20 protein-coding genes, 1 pseudogene and 1 riboswitch are annotated in these 19518 nt (G+C 34.8%); of the genes and pseudogenes, 16 read left to right on the top strand and 5 right to left on the bottom strand.

Annotation, left to right across the window (positions count from 1 at the left end; genetic code table 11):
* The first annotated feature begins 61 nt into the window (after positions 1 to 61).
* The 14 genes from acpS (at position 62) to THEWI_RS10240 (ending at position 12682) form a co-directional block, all read left to right on the top strand.
* A complete protein-coding gene (gene acpS / locus THEWI_RS10305) occupies positions 62 to 478 on the top strand; it encodes a holo-ACP synthase (protein ID WP_003870027.1) in 417 nt (138 codons plus the stop codon).
* Complete coding sequence (locus THEWI_RS10300; RefSeq protein ID WP_014063372.1) at positions 441 to 1973, top strand: bifunctional ADP-dependent NAD(P)H-hydrate dehydratase/NAD(P)H-hydrate epimerase; 1533 nt, start codon at positions 441 to 443, stop codon at positions 1971 to 1973. The genes acpS and THEWI_RS10300 overlap by 38 nt, the downstream gene beginning before the upstream one ends.
* 11 nt (positions 1974 to 1984) lie before the next feature.
* Positions 1985 to 2995 (top strand): LolA family protein, encoded by a 1011-nt coding sequence (locus tag THEWI_RS10295; protein WP_014063371.1) that lies wholly within the window; start codon positions 1985 to 1987, stop codon positions 2993 to 2995.
* 19 nt (positions 2996 to 3014) lie between these two features.
* Entirely contained in the window at positions 3015 to 4169 is a 1155-nt protein-coding gene (gene alr / locus THEWI_RS10290) for an alanine racemase (protein ID WP_014063370.1), read from the top strand.
* 101 nt (positions 4170 to 4270) lie between these two features.
* A complete protein-coding gene (locus tag THEWI_RS10285; protein ID WP_003870023.1) occupies positions 4271 to 4546 on the top strand; it encodes a CopG family ribbon-helix-helix protein in 276 nt (91 codons plus the stop codon).
* 2 nt (positions 4547 to 4548) lie between these two features.
* The gene (locus THEWI_RS10280; RefSeq protein ID WP_003867472.1) at positions 4549 to 4899 is read left to right on the top strand and encodes a type II toxin-antitoxin system PemK/MazF family toxin; all 351 of its coding nucleotides are present in this window, start codon (positions 4549 to 4551) and stop codon (positions 4897 to 4899) included.
* Between the two features lie 453 nt (positions 4900 to 5352).
* Positions 5353 to 5511 carry a hypothetical protein gene (locus THEWI_RS14275; protein ID WP_014062067.1) on the top strand — a complete coding sequence of 53 codons (159 nt, stop codon included), beginning with the start codon at positions 5353 to 5355 and terminating at the stop codon, positions 5509 to 5511.
* 143 nt (positions 5512 to 5654) lie between these two features.
* Positions 5655 to 6107 carry a hypothetical protein gene (locus THEWI_RS10270; protein ID WP_003870021.1) on the top strand — a complete coding sequence of 151 codons (453 nt, stop codon included), beginning with the start codon at positions 5655 to 5657 and terminating at the stop codon, positions 6105 to 6107.
* A gap of 114 nt (positions 6108 to 6221) precedes the next feature.
* The gene (locus tag THEWI_RS10265; RefSeq protein WP_014063369.1) at positions 6222 to 8234 is read left to right on the top strand and encodes a DUF5693 family protein; all 2013 of its coding nucleotides are present in this window, start codon (positions 6222 to 6224) and stop codon (positions 8232 to 8234) included.
* A gap of 1 nt (position 8235) precedes the next feature.
* Positions 8236 to 9327, top strand: coding sequence for a polysaccharide pyruvyl transferase CsaB (gene csaB, locus THEWI_RS10260; protein WP_014063368.1), 1092 nt, complete (start codon positions 8236 to 8238; stop codon positions 9325 to 9327).
* Positions 9328 to 9329: 2 nt separating this feature from the next.
* Positions 9330 to 10067: a WecB/TagA/CpsF family glycosyltransferase gene (locus THEWI_RS10255; RefSeq protein WP_014063367.1), complete on the top strand. Its 738-nt coding sequence runs from the start codon at positions 9330 to 9332 to the stop codon at positions 10065 to 10067.
* An 11-nt stretch (positions 10068 to 10078) separates the two neighbouring features.
* A complete protein-coding gene (locus THEWI_RS10250) occupies positions 10079 to 10924 on the top strand; it encodes a YitT family protein (protein WP_014063366.1) in 846 nt (281 codons plus the stop codon).
* A 15-nt stretch (positions 10925 to 10939) separates the two neighbouring features.
* The gene (locus tag THEWI_RS10245; RefSeq protein ID WP_014063365.1) at positions 10940 to 11761 is read left to right on the top strand and encodes a transketolase; all 822 of its coding nucleotides are present in this window, start codon (positions 10940 to 10942) and stop codon (positions 11759 to 11761) included.
* Positions 11762 to 12682: a transketolase family protein gene (locus THEWI_RS10240; RefSeq protein ID WP_014063364.1), complete on the top strand. Its 921-nt coding sequence runs from the start codon at positions 11762 to 11764 to the stop codon at positions 12680 to 12682. It begins immediately after the preceding gene.
* Positions 12683 to 12710: 28 nt separating this feature from the next.
* On the opposite strand, the gene THEWI_RS10235 is transcribed toward THEWI_RS10240, so the two are convergent.
* Positions 12711 to 13226 (bottom strand): ferredoxin domain-containing protein, encoded by a 516-nt coding sequence (locus THEWI_RS10235; RefSeq protein ID WP_004404453.1) that lies wholly within the window; start codon positions 13224 to 13226, stop codon positions 12711 to 12713.
* A gap of 183 nt (positions 13227 to 13409) precedes the next feature.
* Between THEWI_RS10235 and THEWI_RS10230 the strand changes: the two genes are divergently transcribed.
* Positions 13410 to 14642, top strand: coding sequence for a 6-phosphofructokinase (locus THEWI_RS10230; RefSeq protein WP_014063363.1), 1233 nt, complete (start codon positions 13410 to 13412; stop codon positions 14640 to 14642).
* Positions 14643 to 14665: 23 nt separating this feature from the next.
* Here THEWI_RS10230 and THEWI_RS10225 read toward each other — a convergent pair whose 3' ends face one another.
* The 4 genes from THEWI_RS10225 to thiC form a co-directional block, all read right to left on the bottom strand.
* Positions 14666 to 16030, bottom strand: coding sequence for a Na+/H+ antiporter NhaC family protein (locus tag THEWI_RS10225; RefSeq protein WP_014063362.1), 1365 nt, complete (start codon positions 16028 to 16030; stop codon positions 14666 to 14668).
* Between the two features lie 30 nt (positions 16031 to 16060).
* Positions 16061 to 17200 (bottom strand): universal stress protein, encoded by a 1140-nt coding sequence (locus THEWI_RS10220; protein ID WP_004404448.1) that lies wholly within the window; start codon positions 17198 to 17200, stop codon positions 16061 to 16063.
* Positions 17201 to 17317: 117 nt separating this feature from the next.
* Positions 17318 to 17476, bottom strand: coding sequence for a rubredoxin (gene rd / locus THEWI_RS10215; protein WP_014063361.1), 159 nt, complete (start codon positions 17474 to 17476; stop codon positions 17318 to 17320).
* An 84-nt stretch (positions 17477 to 17560) separates the two neighbouring features.
* Positions 17561 to 18859: a phosphomethylpyrimidine synthase ThiC gene (gene thiC / locus THEWI_RS10210; RefSeq protein ID WP_014063360.1), complete on the bottom strand. Its 1299-nt coding sequence runs from the start codon at positions 18857 to 18859 to the stop codon at positions 17561 to 17563.
* A 45-nt stretch (positions 18860 to 18904) separates the two neighbouring features.
* Positions 18905 to 19012: riboswitch (TPP riboswitch) on the bottom strand.
* Between the two features lie 200 nt (positions 19013 to 19212).
* On the opposite strand from thiC, the pseudogene THEWI_RS10205 reads away from it, so the two are divergent.
* A pseudogene (locus THEWI_RS10205) lies at positions 19213 to 19383 on the top strand (helix-turn-helix domain-containing protein); the annotation flags it as partial.
* Between the last annotated feature and the right edge of the window lie 135 nt (positions 19384 to 19518).

Raw genomic sequence — 19518 nt, 5'->3', positions numbered from 1 at the left:
ATTTTGTGAATTAATAGAGAAATAATATAATGTAATTAGGATAATTGGAGGAACTGTATATATGGAACTGTTTGTGGGAACGGATATTGTAGAAGTTGAAAGGATAAAAAAAGCTTTTGATGCAAATTCTAAATTTTTGGAACGGTTATTTACTCAAAAAGAGATAGAGTATTTTAACAGTAAAAGGATGAAATTACCTCATATAGCGGGTTTTTTTTCAGCAAAAGAAAGCATATCAAAAGTCTTAGGAACAGGTATCAGTGGTTTTAGCTGGAAAGATATTGAAATATGTCACGATGAAAAAGGAGCCCCTGCCGTAATTTTAAAGGGGAAGGCTAAAAATATTGCAGACAAAAAGGGAATAAGGGATATAAAGCTGTCTATTTCTCATACGAAGACCTATGCTATAAGCTGTGCTATTGCTATTGGAGGTGAAAAAAATGATAGTGCTGACATCAAAACAGATGAGAGGAGTTGAAAAAATAGCTATAGAAAAAATAGGAATTCCTTCTATAGGTTTAATGGAGAATGCGGGAAGAGAAACAGCGCTAGAGGTGAAAAAGATTTTAGAGGAAGAGAATTTAAACTCTGTAATAGTCATATCTGGAAAAGGGAATAATGGTGGAGATGGCTATGTAGTGGCTAGAAATCTTCATAATTGGGGAGTCGATGTAAAAGTATTTTTAACTACAAGTTTAGGTGCTATTTCAGGGGATGCAAAAGTAAATTTAGATGCAATCCTAAATATGGGGATTTATGTAGCGGAAATTACTCAAAGAGAACATCTAAAATTTTTGGAAAAAACTATTAAAGACAGCGATGTGATTGTGGACGCAATTTACGGAATTGGGCTTAAAGGAGAAATAAGCGGCATAACAAAAGAGATTATAGAAATGATAAACCAAGCCAATAAAATTGTGGTATCTGTCGATATTCCTTCTGGATTAAATGCTGATACAGGTAAAGTAGAAGGATGCGCTGTTAGGGCTACTAAAACAGTTACTATGCAATTTCTAAAGCCAGGCTTATTAGTGTATCCGGGTGCCGATTATGCAGGAGAAGTTCGTGTTGCTGAAATAGGGATTCCTTACCGGTTAGCAGCAGAGGTAGGTTATAATTATAACCTTGTGACTTCAGAGGATGTAAAGCTTCCAAAAAGGCATGGAAATACTCATAAAGGAGATTATGGTAAAGCTTTGATTATAGCTGGTTCTAAAAATATGACAGGAGCAGCATATCTGTGTGCTAAAAGCGCTATTAAGGCAGGTTGCGGATTGGTGAAATTAGCAGTTCCCCAAAGTGTGCAATCAGTAATTCAGGGGGGACTTTATGAGGTTATAACCTATGGATTAGAGGAACAAAATGGTATTTTATCCCATAATGCTTTAAGTAGTGTACTAGAGTTAATAGAGGAAAGTGATGTTATTGCTATAGGACCAGGATTGACTCATGATAGAGATATTTCACAATTGGTATATGACATTGTAAAAAATACGGATAAGCCTGTAGTTTTAGATGCTGATGCTCTCAATGCTTTGGTAGGAAGATTGGAAGTTATACAAGGTAAAAAAATTATTCTAACTCCCCATTATGGGGAAATGTCAAGATTGACAGGCCTAGAGATTGATGAGATTAAGAATAATCTTTTTGAAGTAGCAAAAACTTTTATTGATAGGTACAAAGTGACACTTGTACTTAAAGGTGCTAAAACTGTAATAGCGACAAAAGAAGGAAGCATATATATAAATAGCACAGGCAATCCCGGGATGGCAACTGCTGGTAGTGGAGATGTTTTGACAGGAATGATTACAGCTTTTTTGGCTCAAGGGTTTAGCGAAGAAAAAGCGGCAATTTATGGGGTATTTTATCATGGGAAGGCAGGAGATATTGCTAAAGAATATGTGGGAGAGTATGGAATGACAGCGATGGATATCCTTGAGAACATTCCAGAGGCTCTTAAATGTGGTTTGTAAGAGGGTGAGAGTTGTTGAAAAAGAGTTTTTTTGTAATTGTTTTTGTGCTTATATTTCTTCTTTCAGGGTGTGGAGTAAAAACAAAAAAAGTTAAAGATCCTTTTATTTCTATTAAAGAACAATTAGACAAATTAGAAAGTTATACTGCCACAGCAATTGTAGAGCTTTATAACAACAAGATAGATAACAAATTTGCAGTTGTGCAATTTTACAAAAAAGGTAAATTTCGATTAGAAGTTTTAAAAGAAAGTGGGAGTCCGGATAAAATTATTGTATATGACGGCAAAAGAAGTTATGTGTATTTTGCAAAGGTGAATCAAGTTTTTGTAGCAGAAAATACAGAAGAGATTCCTTTGTATTCGATGATTACTTCTTTTATAAAAAACTATATTAATTCAGGTGGAGAGATAGAAAAAAGAGAGATGGATAAATTTTATTTAATAACAGTTCCTATTTTAGATAAAAATATTTTCATGTACAAAGAACAAATGGCTTTTTCTAAAGAGGATTTGACACCTAAAGAATTGACAATTTTTGATATTAATAATGAAATTTTTTCAAAAATTACTTATAAGGATTATAAATATAACCCTGAAATAAATGACAAGTTGTTTACTAAGGATAGCGTAACGACGTTAGCGGGAAATCTTTTAGATTCTCCAGTAATAGAAATAGATACAAAAGAGGTTTATAAATATTGCGGCATAAATCCTGTAATGCCTGTGTATTTACCACAAGGCTTTAAACTTTTAAATGTATTAGTGAATGTTAATGAAAATAATGGAGTTACTTTTGTGTATACTTCGGGTGGGGAGTTGATAGAAATTTTTGAGACTGTGGTTGACCAAAACGAAATAGTTAATGAAAAAGGATTTCTTTTGAGCGAAGGAGTGTATTATAAAGAAAAAGACAATGGGGAAAAGGAATATACTACGATGGTAAATGGTATGCAAGTAAAAATTACAGTAACCGGGGATTTGAATGAAGAGGAGATACTTAAAGTGATAAAATCCTTGAGGTGAAAAACAAGGGGGATTTTTAATGTTTGATAATATAAGGCCAACAAGAGCAGAAATATATTTGGATAATATAGTGCATAATTTAAGTGAAGTAAAGCGATGGGTGGGCAAGAAAGTAAAAATAATGGGGGTAGTGAAAGCCAATGCTTATGGTCATGGAGCTTGTCAAGTAGCAAAGGTTTTAATAGAAAATGGGGTTTCTTATTTGGCAGTAGCTACAATAGAAGAGGCGTTAGAATTAAGGGAATGCGGAATTAATATTCCCATACTCGTTATTGGATATACTCCTTTAACTCAGGCCAAAGAATTAATTGTGCACAATATAACTCAAACTGTTTTTGATATAAACTATGTTAAAGACTTAGAAAGAATTGCCTTAAATGTGGGTAAGAAGGCTAAAGTTCATGTAAAAATTGATACAGGTATGGGACGGATAGGATATACAGATTTAAAGGTAGCTGAAAAAGAGATAGAAAAAATGATGGAAATGGAAGGGGTAGAGGTAGAAGGCATATTTAGTCATTTTGCTACTTCTGATGAAAAAAATAAAACATATGCTGAAAAACAGTTTGATATGTTCAAAAAATTGTTGGAAAGGTTAAAAGAAAAAGGGATAAATATTCCTTTAAAGCATATAGCTAACAGTGGAGCAATTATTGACCTTAAATATACTTATTTAGACATGGTAAGGCCAGGAATAGTTTTATACGGCAGTTATCCTTCAGAAGAAGTCGAAAGACCATTGGATTTAAAACAAACTATGGGCTTTAAAACTAAAATAGTGCATATAAAAGAGGTACCTGAAGGTACTTCCATTAGTTATGGAAGGACATTTATAACTAAAAGAAAAAGCAAAATTGCCACATTGCCTGTAGGATATGCTGATGGTTTTAATAGATTACTCTCTAATAATCATCATGTCTTAGTAAAAGGGAAATATGCTCCTGTAATTGGGAGAATTTGTATGGACCAAACGATGATAGATGTCACCGATATAGAAGGAGTAGAACTAGGTGATGATGTAGTTATTTTTGGAAATCAAGAGGGAGAAAAAATAACAGCGGAGGAGATTGCTAAAAAATTAAATACTATACCTTATGAAGTATATTGTGGAATATCTAGAAGGGTGCCTCGAATATATATTTACAAAGGAGAGGTAGTTGAAGTAAAAAATTAATTAAAAATTTGACTTTTATAGTATAAAATTTACAAATGATTGACATCATTATATATAGTAATATATAATAAATTATATAAGTGCGTAAGGAGGTCCTAAAAGTGGGCGAAACAAAGCGAATACTTGTGAGCTTACCTCAGAGTTTATTAGAAGAGGTCGACGTTCTTGCCGCTATGGAAAACAGAAATCGCAGTGAATTTATAAGAGAAGCGATGAAATTATATATACGCGAGAGGAAAAAAGTTCAAATACGCGAGAGCATGAAAAAAGGATATCTCGAGATGGCAGCAATCAACAGTGAACTTGCGGAAATGGGCCTAACCGCAGAAAACGAATGTTTTACAGGATATGAAATGAAATTGAAAAAGTGTGATTGACTATGGTGATAAAGAGAGGAGATATCTTTTATGCCGATTTAAGCCCTGTAATAGGCTCTGAACAGGGTGGAATTCGGCCTGTACTTATAATTCAAAATGATATTGGTAATAAATATAGTCCAACAGTAATAGTAGCGGCAATTACATCTCAGATCAACAAAGCTAAATTGCCCACTCATGTTGAAATAAATGGGGCAGAATATGGACTTAACAAAGATTCTGTAGTATTGTTAGAACAAATCAGGACTATTGACAAAAAACGTTTAAGAGAAAAAATTGGCCATTTTGACCAGGAAATGATGGAGAAAGTCAATGAAGCTTTGCAAATAAGTTTAGGGTTGATTGATTTTTAAGGACTTATTTTAAGATAAGTTCTTATTTTTTGTGTGCGCCCGGCATGGGCGATAGCTAGGCGGTGAAAGTCCGCTGTGGGCTTGGTAGTGGGAACCACTAGCCGAGAGCAAGGGTGTCCATCGTGAGGTGGAATCTGAAGGAAGCTTAAGGCAAAATCTCGGTCTGATGAACAAGAACCAGATAAGAGGCTGAATTGGGATGGATGAGTTTGCACATCAAAACAAAGTCCAACACTACCCGAATCCCATACAGTAAATCTGGCAGATATATGAGATGAAAGCAATCGTTCTTACCCGAGGAGGTCTCAAGGATAAGTCATGGAAGTAAAATATGAAGTGACAACCCATACAGTGATGTATGGCTGAACCTTGAGAAGTCAGCAGAGGTCATAGTACTTATCTAGACATGAATAGATAAGGAAGGACTGAACATTAGGAGGTTTCGGAAATCTTATGAACTCGAGAGATATGCGAAGACTGCAGACAACTCAACAAAGAGGCTATCCGTTGGATAGAGAAAGGGAATTTCAAAAGACAACGGAAGTGCATAGTATATCATCGGCGTCAAGGGATGGAAGAAACGATGTACTAAGAATTGTACATAATTCCTAATGAACCGCCGTATACCGAACGGTACGTACGGTGGTGTGAGAGGACGCTGAATAAAATAATTATTCAGCTCCTACTCGATTGAAATATCATTTATTTTTTTATAAAATAGAGGTGGAAGAGGGGAATTATAGGAGGAAGAACAAATGAAAAAAGCTTATGCGCTTATATTGGTTTTTGTTGTGATTTTAGTGGCTTTGAGTGTTGGTTATGCTGATCAAAATCCTGAACCAGGAAGTCAGCAAGACCCCCTTGTCAGCAAAAGCTATGTTGATTCGCAATATAATCAGGTAAAAGCTTATGTTGATGATAAGCTAAAAGAGGCAAAGACAGGGGCAAGCTATGAAGTAGTTGAACTAAATGCAGGAGAGGTTTTGACAATGGAGGGCGGTACCCAAGCGATAGTTAGAATTGCAAATTCAGCAGTAATTGTTACAAAAACTGATGGAGTAGCGGACCTTACTGCAGGTACAAATTTGAAAGATAATGACCTTATACCTGCTAATCACCTTTTGCTTTTTCCACGCTCTGATGGCAGAGGCATAAAAGCGACAAAACACACATACATAGTTGTGATGGGGAAATATACAAAAAATTAACAGCGCTTTGCGCTGTTTTTTTATGCTCTAAAGAAATTTTTGTGATATAATATGAATAGTTACCCACCTTAAATGTTGATGTGTTACAAAAGCGAATGCAAAGGAGAGATTAATTTGAAGCTAAGAAAAATACTTGTAATATTTATTGCTATTTCTTTAGTAGTATCTATTTTCGTAGACATAAACAGAATAAGAGTAGAAAACAACTATGATACAGTAGAAATTGTAGGAGATTTAAAAAGCTTCAAATACCTTGCTTCTGCAACAGGCAAAGATTTGGTTTCTGTACTTTCTGACATGAAATCAGCTGGTCTTATAGGTGTTGCTGTAAATGAGGTTACTCTTGAAAGCCTTCAACAGTCTGGTAAAATTTCTTTGAGCCTTTTAAAAGACGTAGGAAATCTTTATTTGTTGTCTTCAAACTTAGGGAATGTAGCATTGGAAGACTACTTAAAGAGTCTTACAGATAAGGAAAGGGAGCAGTATGGAAACTACATAGTTGTTACAACAAAAGATGTAAAGATATTCAATTTTCTTAAAGAGGCTTTAACAAGAAGAGTACCTGAAGACGAATTAAAAGTGCTTGAAAAGAGAGGTAGCTATGCCTTTGTTATCAATAAACCCAAAGATGCTTTTATAACAAAGGGGTTGGGATTTGATGAAAGTGATTTAGAACTGGTAAAGTCTTTAGGCTTTGATGTGATACCGCGAATTGAGAATTTTACTGGGATAAAGGATAAAGATATAAAAGACTATGTTGATATATTGAAGAAATTTGATGTAAAAACTGTAATTTTTAATGGTACTGATGTCTTAGGAAATCCGGAAAAAATATCTTATGCTGCTTCTTTATTTAAGAAAAATGGCATAAACGTAGGAATTATAGATGTGCCTATGGGGAAAAAACTTCAAGATGGAATGAATAAATTTGCTAAGTTCGATGATTATAGGGGGATAAAAGTCTTTGGAGTTTCAGAAGCAGAAACTCAAAAATACGATACTTCTGAAATAGTAAATAGATGGTACAGAGGAATAATAGAGCGAAATGTGAGAATTATTTATATGAGAGCAAAAATAGATAATTCCAAAAGTGCAGCTTACAACATACAACAAAATCAATCTATGATTGAAGATATGACAAAATACATAAAAAAAGCTGGATTAAAAGCTGGCATTGCAAAACCTCTTCAACAAATTCATCAATCAAAACTTACAGAAATACTCATAAGTTTGGGAGTTATCGCTGGTGGCTTGTTGCTTTTACAGATGTTAGGAATTGGAGAATATGTGTTAATTTTATTAGGATTGTTGGGAGCTGTACTGACTTCTTCAGTGCTAGTAAGCAGATTTAACGATTTAGGGGTCAAAGCAGTAGCATTAGCTTCTTCTATAATTTTTCCTTCTCTTGGAATAGGATATTTTATAGACAAAATGAAAGAAATATTGGATAAAAAGAAAAATCTCAGTTTCAAATATACTTCTTTAAAAATATTTATTAATTCACTACTGATTTCTTTTATAGGAGCTCTTAGTATAGCGGCTATAATGGCTGATAGTAAATATATGTTAAAAATTGACTATTTTAGGGGTGTAAAAGTTTCTTTTGTACTACCTTTAGTGTTTTATGTTTTGTATTATATTATAAAGATATACAATGCTAATCACTGGAAGACTTTTATGGAGAGAATAAAGGAATTTTTAAATATAGATATAAAAGTATGGCATTTAGTAGCTATTGCTATAGCAGGGATTATCGGAATTATATACATTTCAAGGACGGGCAATGAACCTATTGTTAAGCCGACAGAGCTAGAGCTTAAATTTAGAGATTTTCTTGAACACACTCTTGTAGCAAGACCTCGGACGAAGGAATTTTTAATAGGTGACCCTGCGATTATATTGGGAATTTATGCTGCTTTTAAACGCTCAAAAGCGTGGACATTTATTATGGGGATATTTGCTTCGATAGGTATATTGTCGATTGTCAATACTTTTAGCCATATCGAAAGCGTGCTTACGATTGCGATAGAGCGCACGGTAATTGCATGGGTATTGGGGGCTTTAATTGGCATGATTGCTGTATTTATAGTGGACAAGATCTTAAAAAATATAAAAAGGGAGTATTGATATGAAAACAGTCATATCCGGCTATTACGGATTTGATAATATTGGGGATGAAGCTGTTCTAAAATGTCTGGTAGAAGGTTTAAAAGAAAGAGGTATAACAGATATAACAGTTCTTTCTAATAAACCTGATGAAACTTCTAAAAAGTACAACGTAAAAGCAGTAAATAGGAACTCTTTCAAAGAAATATACAAAGCGCTAAAACAGTCAGATGTACTGTTAAGTGGCGGGGGGAGTCTTATACAAGATAAGACCAGTAGTAAGAGTTTGTGGTATTATCTCGGAATAATGCTTATGGGGAAATTCCTTAGGAAAAAAGTGTATGTTATGGGACAAGGTATTGGTCCAGTTGATAAAAAGTTTAACAGATGGCTTACTGCAAGAATTTTAAATAAAGTTGACGGAATAGCTGTAAGAGACGAATTATCCAAAGAGTATTTGAAACAGCTAAATGTCAAAAAAGATGTGGTAGTAGCGGCAGACCTTGTATTAAATTTTTCTGGTGGTAATAATAGAGAAATTTTTGGCAAAATCCTCGAAAAAGAAGGGATTGATTTAAATTCTGCAGAATATGTTCTGATTTGCACGAGAGAATGGGGAAATTCTGAATTATCAAGGGTTGAGTTGGCAAGGGCTGCAGATTTTATTGCGCAGGATTATGGATATAAGATTGTTTTTCTTCCTTTTTATCATGAGGATATAGAAGAGAGCGATAGGGTTGCTACTTATATGAAAATGCCTTATGAAATTTTAACTGGAAAATACGAAATAGAAGAGATATTGAGTATTATTAGAAGCAGCAGCTTATTAATAGGTGTAAGACTGCATTCTTTGATTTTTGCGTTTATATCTTTGGTTCCATTTATTGGTATATCTTATGACCCTAAGGTGGAGGGTTTTCTAAAGTCTGTTGATGAAAGCAGTGCAGGAGATATTAATTCTTTTACTGCCGAAGACATTCTAAAAAAAGTAAGTTCAATTTTACAGCAAAAAGAAGAGTATATAAATAATATGTCTAAGCATTTAAATGAATTAAAAGAAAGAGCAAAAAAGAATTTTGACATATTATTTGAACATAATAAATTTGAGGTGTGAAGATGGAAAGATTGGATATATTTGGAGTGCCAATAGATCGAGTGACAATGAGACAAGCAGTAGAGATTTTAAACAATTTTTTACAAGAAGACAGACTGCACATTGTTGCAACACCTAATGCGGAAATTGTAATGATGGCGCAAAAGGATAAAGAATATATGGAAATATTAAATAATACTGACTTAAATGTTCCAGATGGAAACGGCATTGTTTTTGCTTCAAAAGTTTTTAAAAAGCCGATGCCTGAAAGAGTAGCAGGTTTTGACCTCATGATGGAATTTATAAAAGATATATCTTCTAAAAATACAAAAATTTATCTATTAGGAGCAGCTCCTCAAGTTGCAGAACAAGCTCGTGTCAATTTAGAAAAGTTATATCCGAGGGTCAAAATAGTAGGAACTCATCATGGCTATTTTACTCAAGAGGAAGAAAATAAAATCATAGAAGAGATAAATAATAAGGGTGCAGAAGTTCTTTTTGTGGCTTTAGGTGCTCCTAAACAAGAGAAATGGATATATAAAAACAGAGACAAATTAAAAGTAAAAATAGCAATGGGGGTAGGAGGAAGTTTTGATGTAATAGCTGGAAAAGTTAAGAGAGCACCTTACATTTATAGAAAATTAGGCTTAGAGTGGCTATACAGGTTAATTAAAGAGCCTTGGAGATATAAAAGGATGATGGCACTTCCTAAATTTGCTCTTAAAGTTTTGCTACACAAAGGAAAAGTTGACATGCGATAAGGGGATGTATTATGAAAGTTTCACTTAAGAAAATAATAATAGACTTTTTCTGGGTTACGATAGGTACCTTACTTGTTAGTTTGTCTCTTGACCTATTTTTGGCACCTAACAAAATTGCTCCTGGTGGAGTAAGTGGACTTGCAGTTGTTCTACAACATTTGTTTGGATGGCCAATTGGAGCAGTTACATTGGCAATAAATATTCCACTTTTTATCATTTCGACTAAAGCTTTAGGAACAGGTTTTGGAGCTAAAACACTTTATTCAACTATTTTATTAGGTGTTTCTATTGATGCATTAGCTTTTTTAAAACCTCTTACCCATGATACTATGTTAGCAGCAGTATATGGTGGTATAATAATGGGTGTAGGGTTAGGTATTGTGATAAAATATGGTGCAACAACTGGTGGAACAGACATGGCTGCTATGACTTTGCATAAATACATACACTTTTTAAGTGTGGGCAGAATATTGCTTATAATAGACTTTGTAATAATAACTTTAGCAGGCATAGTTTTTAGCCCGGAACTTGCCCTTTATGCTTTAGCTACTGAATTTATTTCTATCAAAGTTATTGACCTCATACAAGAAGGTAGTGGCGATGAGAGAATTGCTATAATTATTTCTGATAAGTATGAAGAAATTAGTAAGTCAATATTGGAGGGAATGGAAAGGGGGGTAACAGAACTAAAAGGAAGAGGGGGTTATTCAAAAAAGGACAAAAATGTTTTATTGTGTGTTGTAACTCGTAGGGAAGTTACAACCTTAAGAAGCCTTGTGAAAAGAATAGACCCCAACGCCTTCGTGATATTATCAACAGCTCATGAAGTTTTAGGAGAAGGATTTAAAAACATGTGAAATGGAGGTATTGGTATGGACAAAGAATTTTTGAAGCAAAAGGCAAAAGAAGTGAGAATAGACATTATAAATATGTTAGCAGAAGCAGGATCTGGCCATCCTGGGGGGTCATTATCTTGCGCAGATATTTTAACCTTGCTCTATTTTGATAAAATGAATGTAAAGCCTGACAACCCCAAATGGGAAGATAGGGATAGACTCGTTTTATCAAAAGGTCATGCAGCTCCTGCTCTGTATGCGGTTTTAGCTGAAAAAGGATTTTTCCCAAAAGAAGAGTTAAAAACTTTAAGAAAGCTCGGTTCAATACTTCAGGGTCATCCCGATATGAAATCCACACCGGGACTTGATATGACCACAGGGTCGTTAGGTCAAGGACTTTCCGCTGCAAATGGAATGGCATTAGCAGGTAAATTAGATAAAAAGGGCTATAGAGTCTATGCAATATTAGGAGATGGAGAATTACAAGAAGGGCAAATATGGGAAGCAGCTATGACAGCAGCCCATTACAAACTCGACAACTTGACTGCAATACTTGACTTTAACGGTTTACAAATAGATGGCCCAAACAGAGAAGTAAAAAACATAGAACCAGTAAATGAAAAATTCAAAGCTTTTGGATGGCACGTAATAGAAATAGACGGCCACGACTTTGAACAAATAGACAAAGCCATAGAAGAAGCAAAAGCTACAAAAGGAAAACCTACATTGATAATAGCTCATACAATAAAAGGGAAAGGCGTATCCTTTATGGAAAATCAAGTAGGATGGCATGGCAGTGCGCCTAATGAAGAACAAAGACAAAAAGCTATACAAGAACTTGAAGGGGGTGGAGTATAAATGGCTATGGCGACAAGAGAAGCCTATGGGAAAGCCTTAGTAGAATTAGGCGCAAAAAATAAAAATGTAGTGGTATTAGACGCAGACTTATCAAAATCTACAAAGACGGCAGATTTTCAAAAAGTATATCCAGATAGATTTTTTAACATGGGAATATCAGAGCAAGACATGATGGTAACAGCAGCAGGACTTGCTACCTGTGGGAAAATTCCTTTTGCCAGCACTTTTGCCATATTTGCAACAGGAAGAGCATACGAACAAGTGAGAAACTCCATAGGTTATCCACACTTAAATGTAAAAATAGCGGCAACCCATGCTGGTATAACAGTAGGAGAAGACGGGGCAACACACCAATCAATAGAGGATATATCCCTTATGAGAGGAATACCTGGGATGGTGGTAATAAACCCAGCCGATGCAGAAGAGACGAGACAAGCCATATTTGCGGCTGCAGAACACTATGGGCCAGTATACATAAGGTTGGGGAGGATGGCAGTACCAGATATACACGATCAAAACTACAAATTTGAATTAGGAAAAGGTGAAGTAATAAGAGAAGGGAAAGACGTAGCGATAATAGCGACAGGGATAATGGTAGCCATAGCGATTGAAGCAGCAGATAAACTAAAAGAAGAGGGAATAGAAGCGACAGTTGTCAATATCCACACAATAAAGCCGATAGACAAAGATTTAATAGTAGAAGTAGCTAAAAAGACGGGCAAAGTTATAACAGCAGAAGAGCACAGCATAATAGGTGGGCTTGGTTCGGTGGTAGCAGAGGTTCTTTCAGAGGAATATCCAGTGAAGATAAAGAGAATTGGAATAAGAGATGAGTTTGGACAATCCGGTTCACCTAAAGAGCTTTTAAAACATTATGGTTTGACAGCGGAGGATATTGTAAAAGCAGCTAAGTCATTTTAAAAAATGCCAGGATTTAACCTGGCATTTTTTATCTATCAAAGTATATGTTTTTGCCTGTAGCAGAAAGAGGAATGCCTATAACAATTTCTCCTTCAATTAATTTTAACCTTCTTGCACTTACACCTATTCTATACATAACTCGATTATCCACATTCAAGAGACTGGCGGTTTTAACTGCAGACCCTACTGCTATTCCTAAGTCGATGAGCCTCCAGGCACATATGGGACCTGCGAATTCTGTACCTTCTCTAAAATCCCTTAGACTAGTGCAAAGATTATAACCGCAGGCGCCGCAATTTAGTCCAACTTTTTCTGGTTTATTTAATGAAATTAAAAGTACTGCACTGGAGTTAGCGACGTTTTTTGCATCCCTGTCAAAATTTTTCTTTCCGGATTCTTCGCCATATTTCATCATATCCTCTTTTAACCTTACGAGGTCTTCACCTGTAATTACTTTTGTTTCTATAAAGTCTTTTCCAGTTGCTTTAGGTGCTGTTCTCGCTGATAATGCCATCAAATGAGCAGCTAATTCAATTACATCCATAATGTCTCCCTCCGTATTTTTAAGATGAATGCGTTATTTATTATAATTTTGCTATATTTTTTTGCTTTTTGCAAGAAGGGTTGATAAAATTTTATCAAAAATTATTATTATATTTCTTTTTGTGATATAATATATCTGAATTACTTTACAATTTATAATAGAATATCACAATGGGGGTATATTATGTATACTAAAAGCAATTGTCTTATAGCACAATCAGGTGGTCCTACAGCTGTTATTAATTCCAGTCTGTATGGAGCTATAATGGAAGCTTCACGCTCGGAGAAAATTGGTAAAGTTTATGGTGGGATAAACGGCATAGAAGGTATAATAAAAGGCAATATTATTGACATATTTGATATTCCCTATGAAAGAATAAAACAAATGAGATTTAGCCCTGCGGCTGCATTAGGGTCGTGCCGATATAGGTTAAAAGACTATTTAGAGGATGAAGAGGAATACAAAAAGTTAATAGAAATTTTTAAGAAATACAACATTAAATATTTTTTCTACATAGGTGGCAATGATTCTATGGATGCCGTTGACAAAATCAGTAAATATGCAAGAGAAATAGGTTTTGAAATAAATGTAATTGGAATTCCTAAGACTATTGATAACGATTTGATGTTTACAGATCATTCTCCTGGTTTTGGAAGTGCGGCAAAATATATAGCCACAACTACTTTAGAACTTGCTTTAGATGCGGAAGTGTATGAGACTAAGACAATTAACGTACTCGAAGTGATGGGCAGAAATGCAGGTTGGCTTACCGCTTCTTCTGCTTTGGTTAAAGAAAGATTGCCCCATTTGAAACAACTTATTTATCTTCCTGAGATACCTTTTAATGAGGAAAGATTTTTAGAGGATGTAAATAAAGCTTATAAGGAATATGGCAATGTCTTTATAACTGTATCAGAAGGACTTATGGATGAAAAAGGGAATTACATTGGAAGAAAAGAAAATGCTTATCATAAAGATGCTTTTGGTCATCCTCAACTGGGAGGAGTAGGAGACTATATAGAAAAGCTTGTAAAAGAGAAAATATATAAACGTGTCAAAATGACCAGACTTGGTGTAACGCAAAGATGTGCAATGCACTTGGCATCTAAAGTGGATTTTGAAGAAGCTGAAATGTTGGGGAGGGAAGCAGTAAAGTATGCGTTATGTGGTGAAACCGGGAAAATGATAAGCCTTGTAAGAGAAAGAAATTACCAATACACTGTTAAAACGGATATTGTAGATGTTGATAAAGTGTGTAACAAGGAGAAAAAAGTGCCTTTAAATTGGATAAATGAAGAAGGTAATTATGTCACTGAAGAATTTTTTGATTATGCAAGACCCCTTATACAAGGAGAAGTGAAGGTCCCTATGGTAGGAGGGCTACCTTATTATACAAACTTAAAATATGCGATATAAAAGCAGGAATAAAATCCTGCTTTTTAAAATTCTTCTGTTGTAGCATTGCTATATTGTTTATTACTTTCTATAAACACGATAAGTATTGATAATATAGGGAATAATAGATTTAAATAAGCATAGGGAAGGTAATCAATGACTTTTACTCCTAAAACTGCAGAAGGAAGCATTGCTGCTAAATTCCAGGGTATTATGCCGGCAAGTATCATGCCTGAATCTGCTATTGCTCTTACCATCATATCACTTTTCACGTTAAGATTTTTAAAGACTTCCAGCATTATGCGGGAAGGTAAAATTACAGAAAGGGCTTGATTACAAGTTATTACTGCCATTAAAGTGCTTAATAACATTGTGACCAAATAGGCAATTTTAGGGTTTTTAATTTTTTGGGCTTTTCTAAAAACTGCTTTTATAATTCCTGTTCCTTCTAATATTCCAGAAAGAGCGGTAGCAAAGGTTACTACTCCTATCATTGGGAAGATTGAAATCATACCTCCTCCTGAAAAGATAGATTTAAATTCTGGAATATTAGATATATTTCCCAACATAATGACTTTTAAAGAATCTATAGGGTTATAACCATTTAGTAAAGAGACAAAGTAGGAGAGAAGGACAGCAATTGAAAGATTTATCTTTGTAGAAATCCTGAAAAAAGCCAACGTTATAATCATTATAGGAGCTAAAAACAAGAAAAAGTTTATTTTATAATTTTTCAAAATTATAGCTGCAAGATTGTCAAAGGTGTGCGGCGAAGAAATATTAATGTGAAGACTTAAAAGATAGTACAATAAACCAGTTAATACAAAAGTAGGAATCGTGGTTTTAAAAAGAGATTTAAGTACATTGTATTGTTCAATTTCTCCCATATCTGACAGAAGAATAACATTTCCTGCAAGGGGAGAAGTCCTATCTCCTATAAAAGAACCGGATATTACTGCACCAGCAACTATTGGAGGAGAATAGCCAAAGCCATGGGCTAGTCCCATTATTACTATTCCAATAGTACTAGCGGTTCCTACAGCTGTACCTAAAATCATTGAGATAATAGAGGTTGTGATAAAAGACACCAACAAAAAAGCTTGTGGTTTTAAAAAGTGGGAGGCGTAGTAAATAAGAGCAGGAAGGGTTCCATTCTGTTTCCACAAGGCAACGAGGGCTCCTATCAAAAGGAGTATAATCATCACATTTATACCTTTTTTAATTCCTTTAATTGACATATTGATAAGTTCTTGAGGCGAAAAACCGTTTATCAAAACAATAGCAAAGGTTATTATATAGCTTATAAAAAGCGGTATATAGGGAGGTTGGTGAAAAACTAATACCATTGTCATGGTTATGGCTAAAATTAACAAAAAAGTTATAAGTGAGATTCTAAATTTGTTTTCCATTTTTCACTGCTCCTTTTAGTAATGAAGAAGTTATTTATAAGGTATTACGTGAATTTCTATATTTTTTGCTTTTTTAATTAACTTTATAACAGTAGAACCTCTAAAAAAGGTTTGTAGTCTTGACCTTTGAGAATGCCCTATTATTATTTGTGTAATGTGCATTTGCTTTGCAAATTTTAAAAGCTCATCAGACACGCTTTTTCCTGTCAATGTGTAGACTTCTGCCCCTAATTGTTTTGCTAACATAAAATGGCTTTCTAAAACTTCTTTATCTTTTTCAGTAAGTTTAGGTGCAAGAAAATGTGTACAGTTTACATACACTACTACCCAATCACATTTGAATCTTCTTGCTCTCCTTGCACCCCTTCTTATAAGCTTTTTAGATAGTGGATTTGGTGTTATACACACCATTATTTTTTCATTTGTTTCCCATGTATCAGTTATTCCATGCTCTTTCATATATTCTTCTAATTCTATATCTACTTCTTCGGCGGTAAGTCTTAGCATTAACTCTCTTAAAGCATTTAAATTTCCTTTTCTAAAAAAGTTAGATAGACACTCATCGACTTTGCTTACTGGATAAATATCTCCTCTTTTTAATCGATTAAGCAAAGCATCAGGAGTCAAATCTACAGCAACAATTTCATCTGCGTTATCGACTATGCTGTCAGGGATTGTTTCTCTTACAGCAACACCTGTGATTTGCTGAATAACGTCATTTAAACTTTCTAAATGTTGGATGTTAAGTGTTGTAATTACATTTATTCCATGGCGTAAAATTTCTTCCACATCTTCATATCTTTTTTTGTGCTTAGAGCCAGGCGCATTTGTATGTGCCAATTCATCTATTAAAACTACTTCTGGTTTACGAGCAATTATGGCGTCGGTATCCATTTCTTCTAATATCATGCCGTGGTATTCAATTTTTTTTCGCGGGATTATTTCTAAATTTCCTATTTGTGCTTCTGTCTCTTTTCTTCCATGAGTTTCCACATAACCTATTACTACATCTTGACCTCTTTTAAGACGCCTGTTGCCTTCATTGAGCATTGCATAAGTTTTTCCAACACCAGGAGCATATCCTAAGAATATTTTTAATTTTCCTCGCTGTTGCTTTTTTATAATTTCTAAAGCTTCTTCAGGAGTTAACCTCCTAAAACCTTCACTCATTAAATTTACACGCCCTCCACAGTTTGATTATATCTTTGTTTGAGCATAATGATTTTATACAACTATAATAATATGAATCTTATTAAAAATCAATAAAAAGAGAGAGCAATTGCTCCCTCACATTTTTTCAAACATATCTTTTCCTACTCCACAGTCTGGACAAACCCAATCATCAGGCAATTCTTCAAAAGGCGTTCCTGGTGCAATTCCTTGGGATGGGTCTCCTTCTTCTGGATCGTATATGTACCCGCATACTGTGCACTGCCACTTTTCCATAAAAAATACCCCCTTGATGTTTTCCTTTATTATAGCAGAAATTAGTAAAGAAAATCAAGGGGGAGTGTAAATATGGCAAATATACTAGCAGGTCATAGAGGGAGTTCCAAGGTACTCACTGACAATTTTCATAGCGCAGAATTTTCCGCACATACTGCAAGTTTTGGCTGTAGATATGTTTTTATTGACGCGATATTTAAAAGCTTTATCAGGGTCTATAGAAAGCTTTATTTGGTCATCCCAGTTTAAGGCTTTTCTAGCTCTAGCCATAGTTAAATCTTTTTCTTTAGCACCTTTTACGCCTTTTGCGATATCTGCAGCATGGGCAGCTATTTTTGCTGCAATAACGCCTTCTTTGACATCTTCTTTGTCTGGAAGTCCGAGATGTTCAGCGGGTGTAACATAGCAAAGGAAATCAGCACCAGAAGCTGCTGCAATTGCTCCTCCGATTGCTGAAGTTATGTGGTCATAACCAGGAGCTATATCAGTCACAATAGGGCCAAGCACATAAAAAGGGGCGTTGTGACAAAGCTGTTTTTGAAGTTTTACATTTGCTTCAATTTGGTCAATTGGCACATGCCCAGGTCCCTCTACCATAACTTGGACTCCTGCTTCGCGAGCCCTTTTGACAAGCTCACCAAGGATTATAAGTTCTTGAATTTGTGCTGCGTCTGTAGCATCTTCAAGACAACCTGGACGCAGTCCATCTCCTAAGCTTAGAGTTATGTCATATTTTTTAGCAATATCAAGGAGCCTATCAAAATGTTTATACAAAGGATTTTCTTTGTCATTATGGAGCATCCAAGCAATTGTAAAGGAGCCACCGCGGCTTACTATATCCATCACTCGGCCGTTGTCTTTAAGCTTTTTCAATGATTCAAATGTTAAACCACAGTGGACTGTAATAAAATCAACCCCGTCTTTTGCTTGTTCTTCTATAATTTCAAAAATGAATTCTTCAGGCATAGCTACAATGCTACCGTATTTGGATATAGATTCTACAGCTGCTTGATACATGGGGACAGTGCCTACAGGGACAGGGGAATTTTCAAGTATTTTTCTACGAGATTGGTTAATGTCGCCCCCTGTGCTTAAATCCATTACCGCATCTGCTCCAGCTTTTACGGCAACATTTAATTTTTCAATTTCTTTTTCAACTTCAGGGTATGCATCAGAGGTTCCTATATTGGCATTTACTTTTGTCGATAAACCCTTTCCTATGCCTCTGGGAATAAGATTTTTGTGATTGACATTTGAGGGTATGACTATCTCGCCTTTTTTGACTCCTTCTAAAATAAATTCTTCGTCAACTCCTTCATACTCTGCAACTATTTTCATCTCTTTTGTGACAATGCCTGAAAGGGCGTATTCCAATTGTGTCATAATAAAAACCTCCTTAAAAAAATAAATAAACCATGGGATTGCAGCCATGGCAGTTGACCACATCCCTACGCAGGTACTAACCTAACAGGTTCGATGGGTTAAAAGGCGACACCTTTTTCTCAGCCGGTTACGCCGGCACCCCATGTGGCAAATATTAAATTTTTATAATCGATAGGGTATAAATATTATACAATATTATTATACCACTAAAAAAAATCGGCGTATATTAAAATTTAGAAAAAATTTAAGGTTAGTTGTATAATTAAATGCAACAGATAAAAAAATAGAAACCATAGTGAAAATCATGTATGATATAGGTGTCAAATCAACATCATACAAGGAGGATTTTCACTATGGTTCATAATAATTGTACCACAAAAAAGCGTTCTTTTAAACACTTAAGTAGCTATGAACGAGGAGAAATCTATGCATTACTCAAGGAAGGAAGGAGTATTCGGTATATTGCTAAAAAACTTAATCGATCTCCAAGTACCATAAGCCGTGAAATTAAACGTGGAACTACTACACCCTAGTTTTGCAGCAAATTTTGAATTAATGTAACCCGAAACCATTTATATTACTAATGATTTCGGGTAAAATTTTTTTAAATTTTCGTCAAATTTTACTAGCGTTTTCTGGCGAATTGTGGTATAATAAAA

This window comes from Thermoanaerobacter wiegelii Rt8.B1, from assembly GCF_000147695.2.
Lineage (GTDB): Bacteria > Bacillota > Thermoanaerobacteria > Thermoanaerobacterales > Thermoanaerobacteraceae > Thermoanaerobacter > Thermoanaerobacter ethanolicus.
The sequence above is the reverse complement of the archived record's forward strand: the minus strand, read 5'-3'. Positions and strand labels throughout refer to the sequence as shown.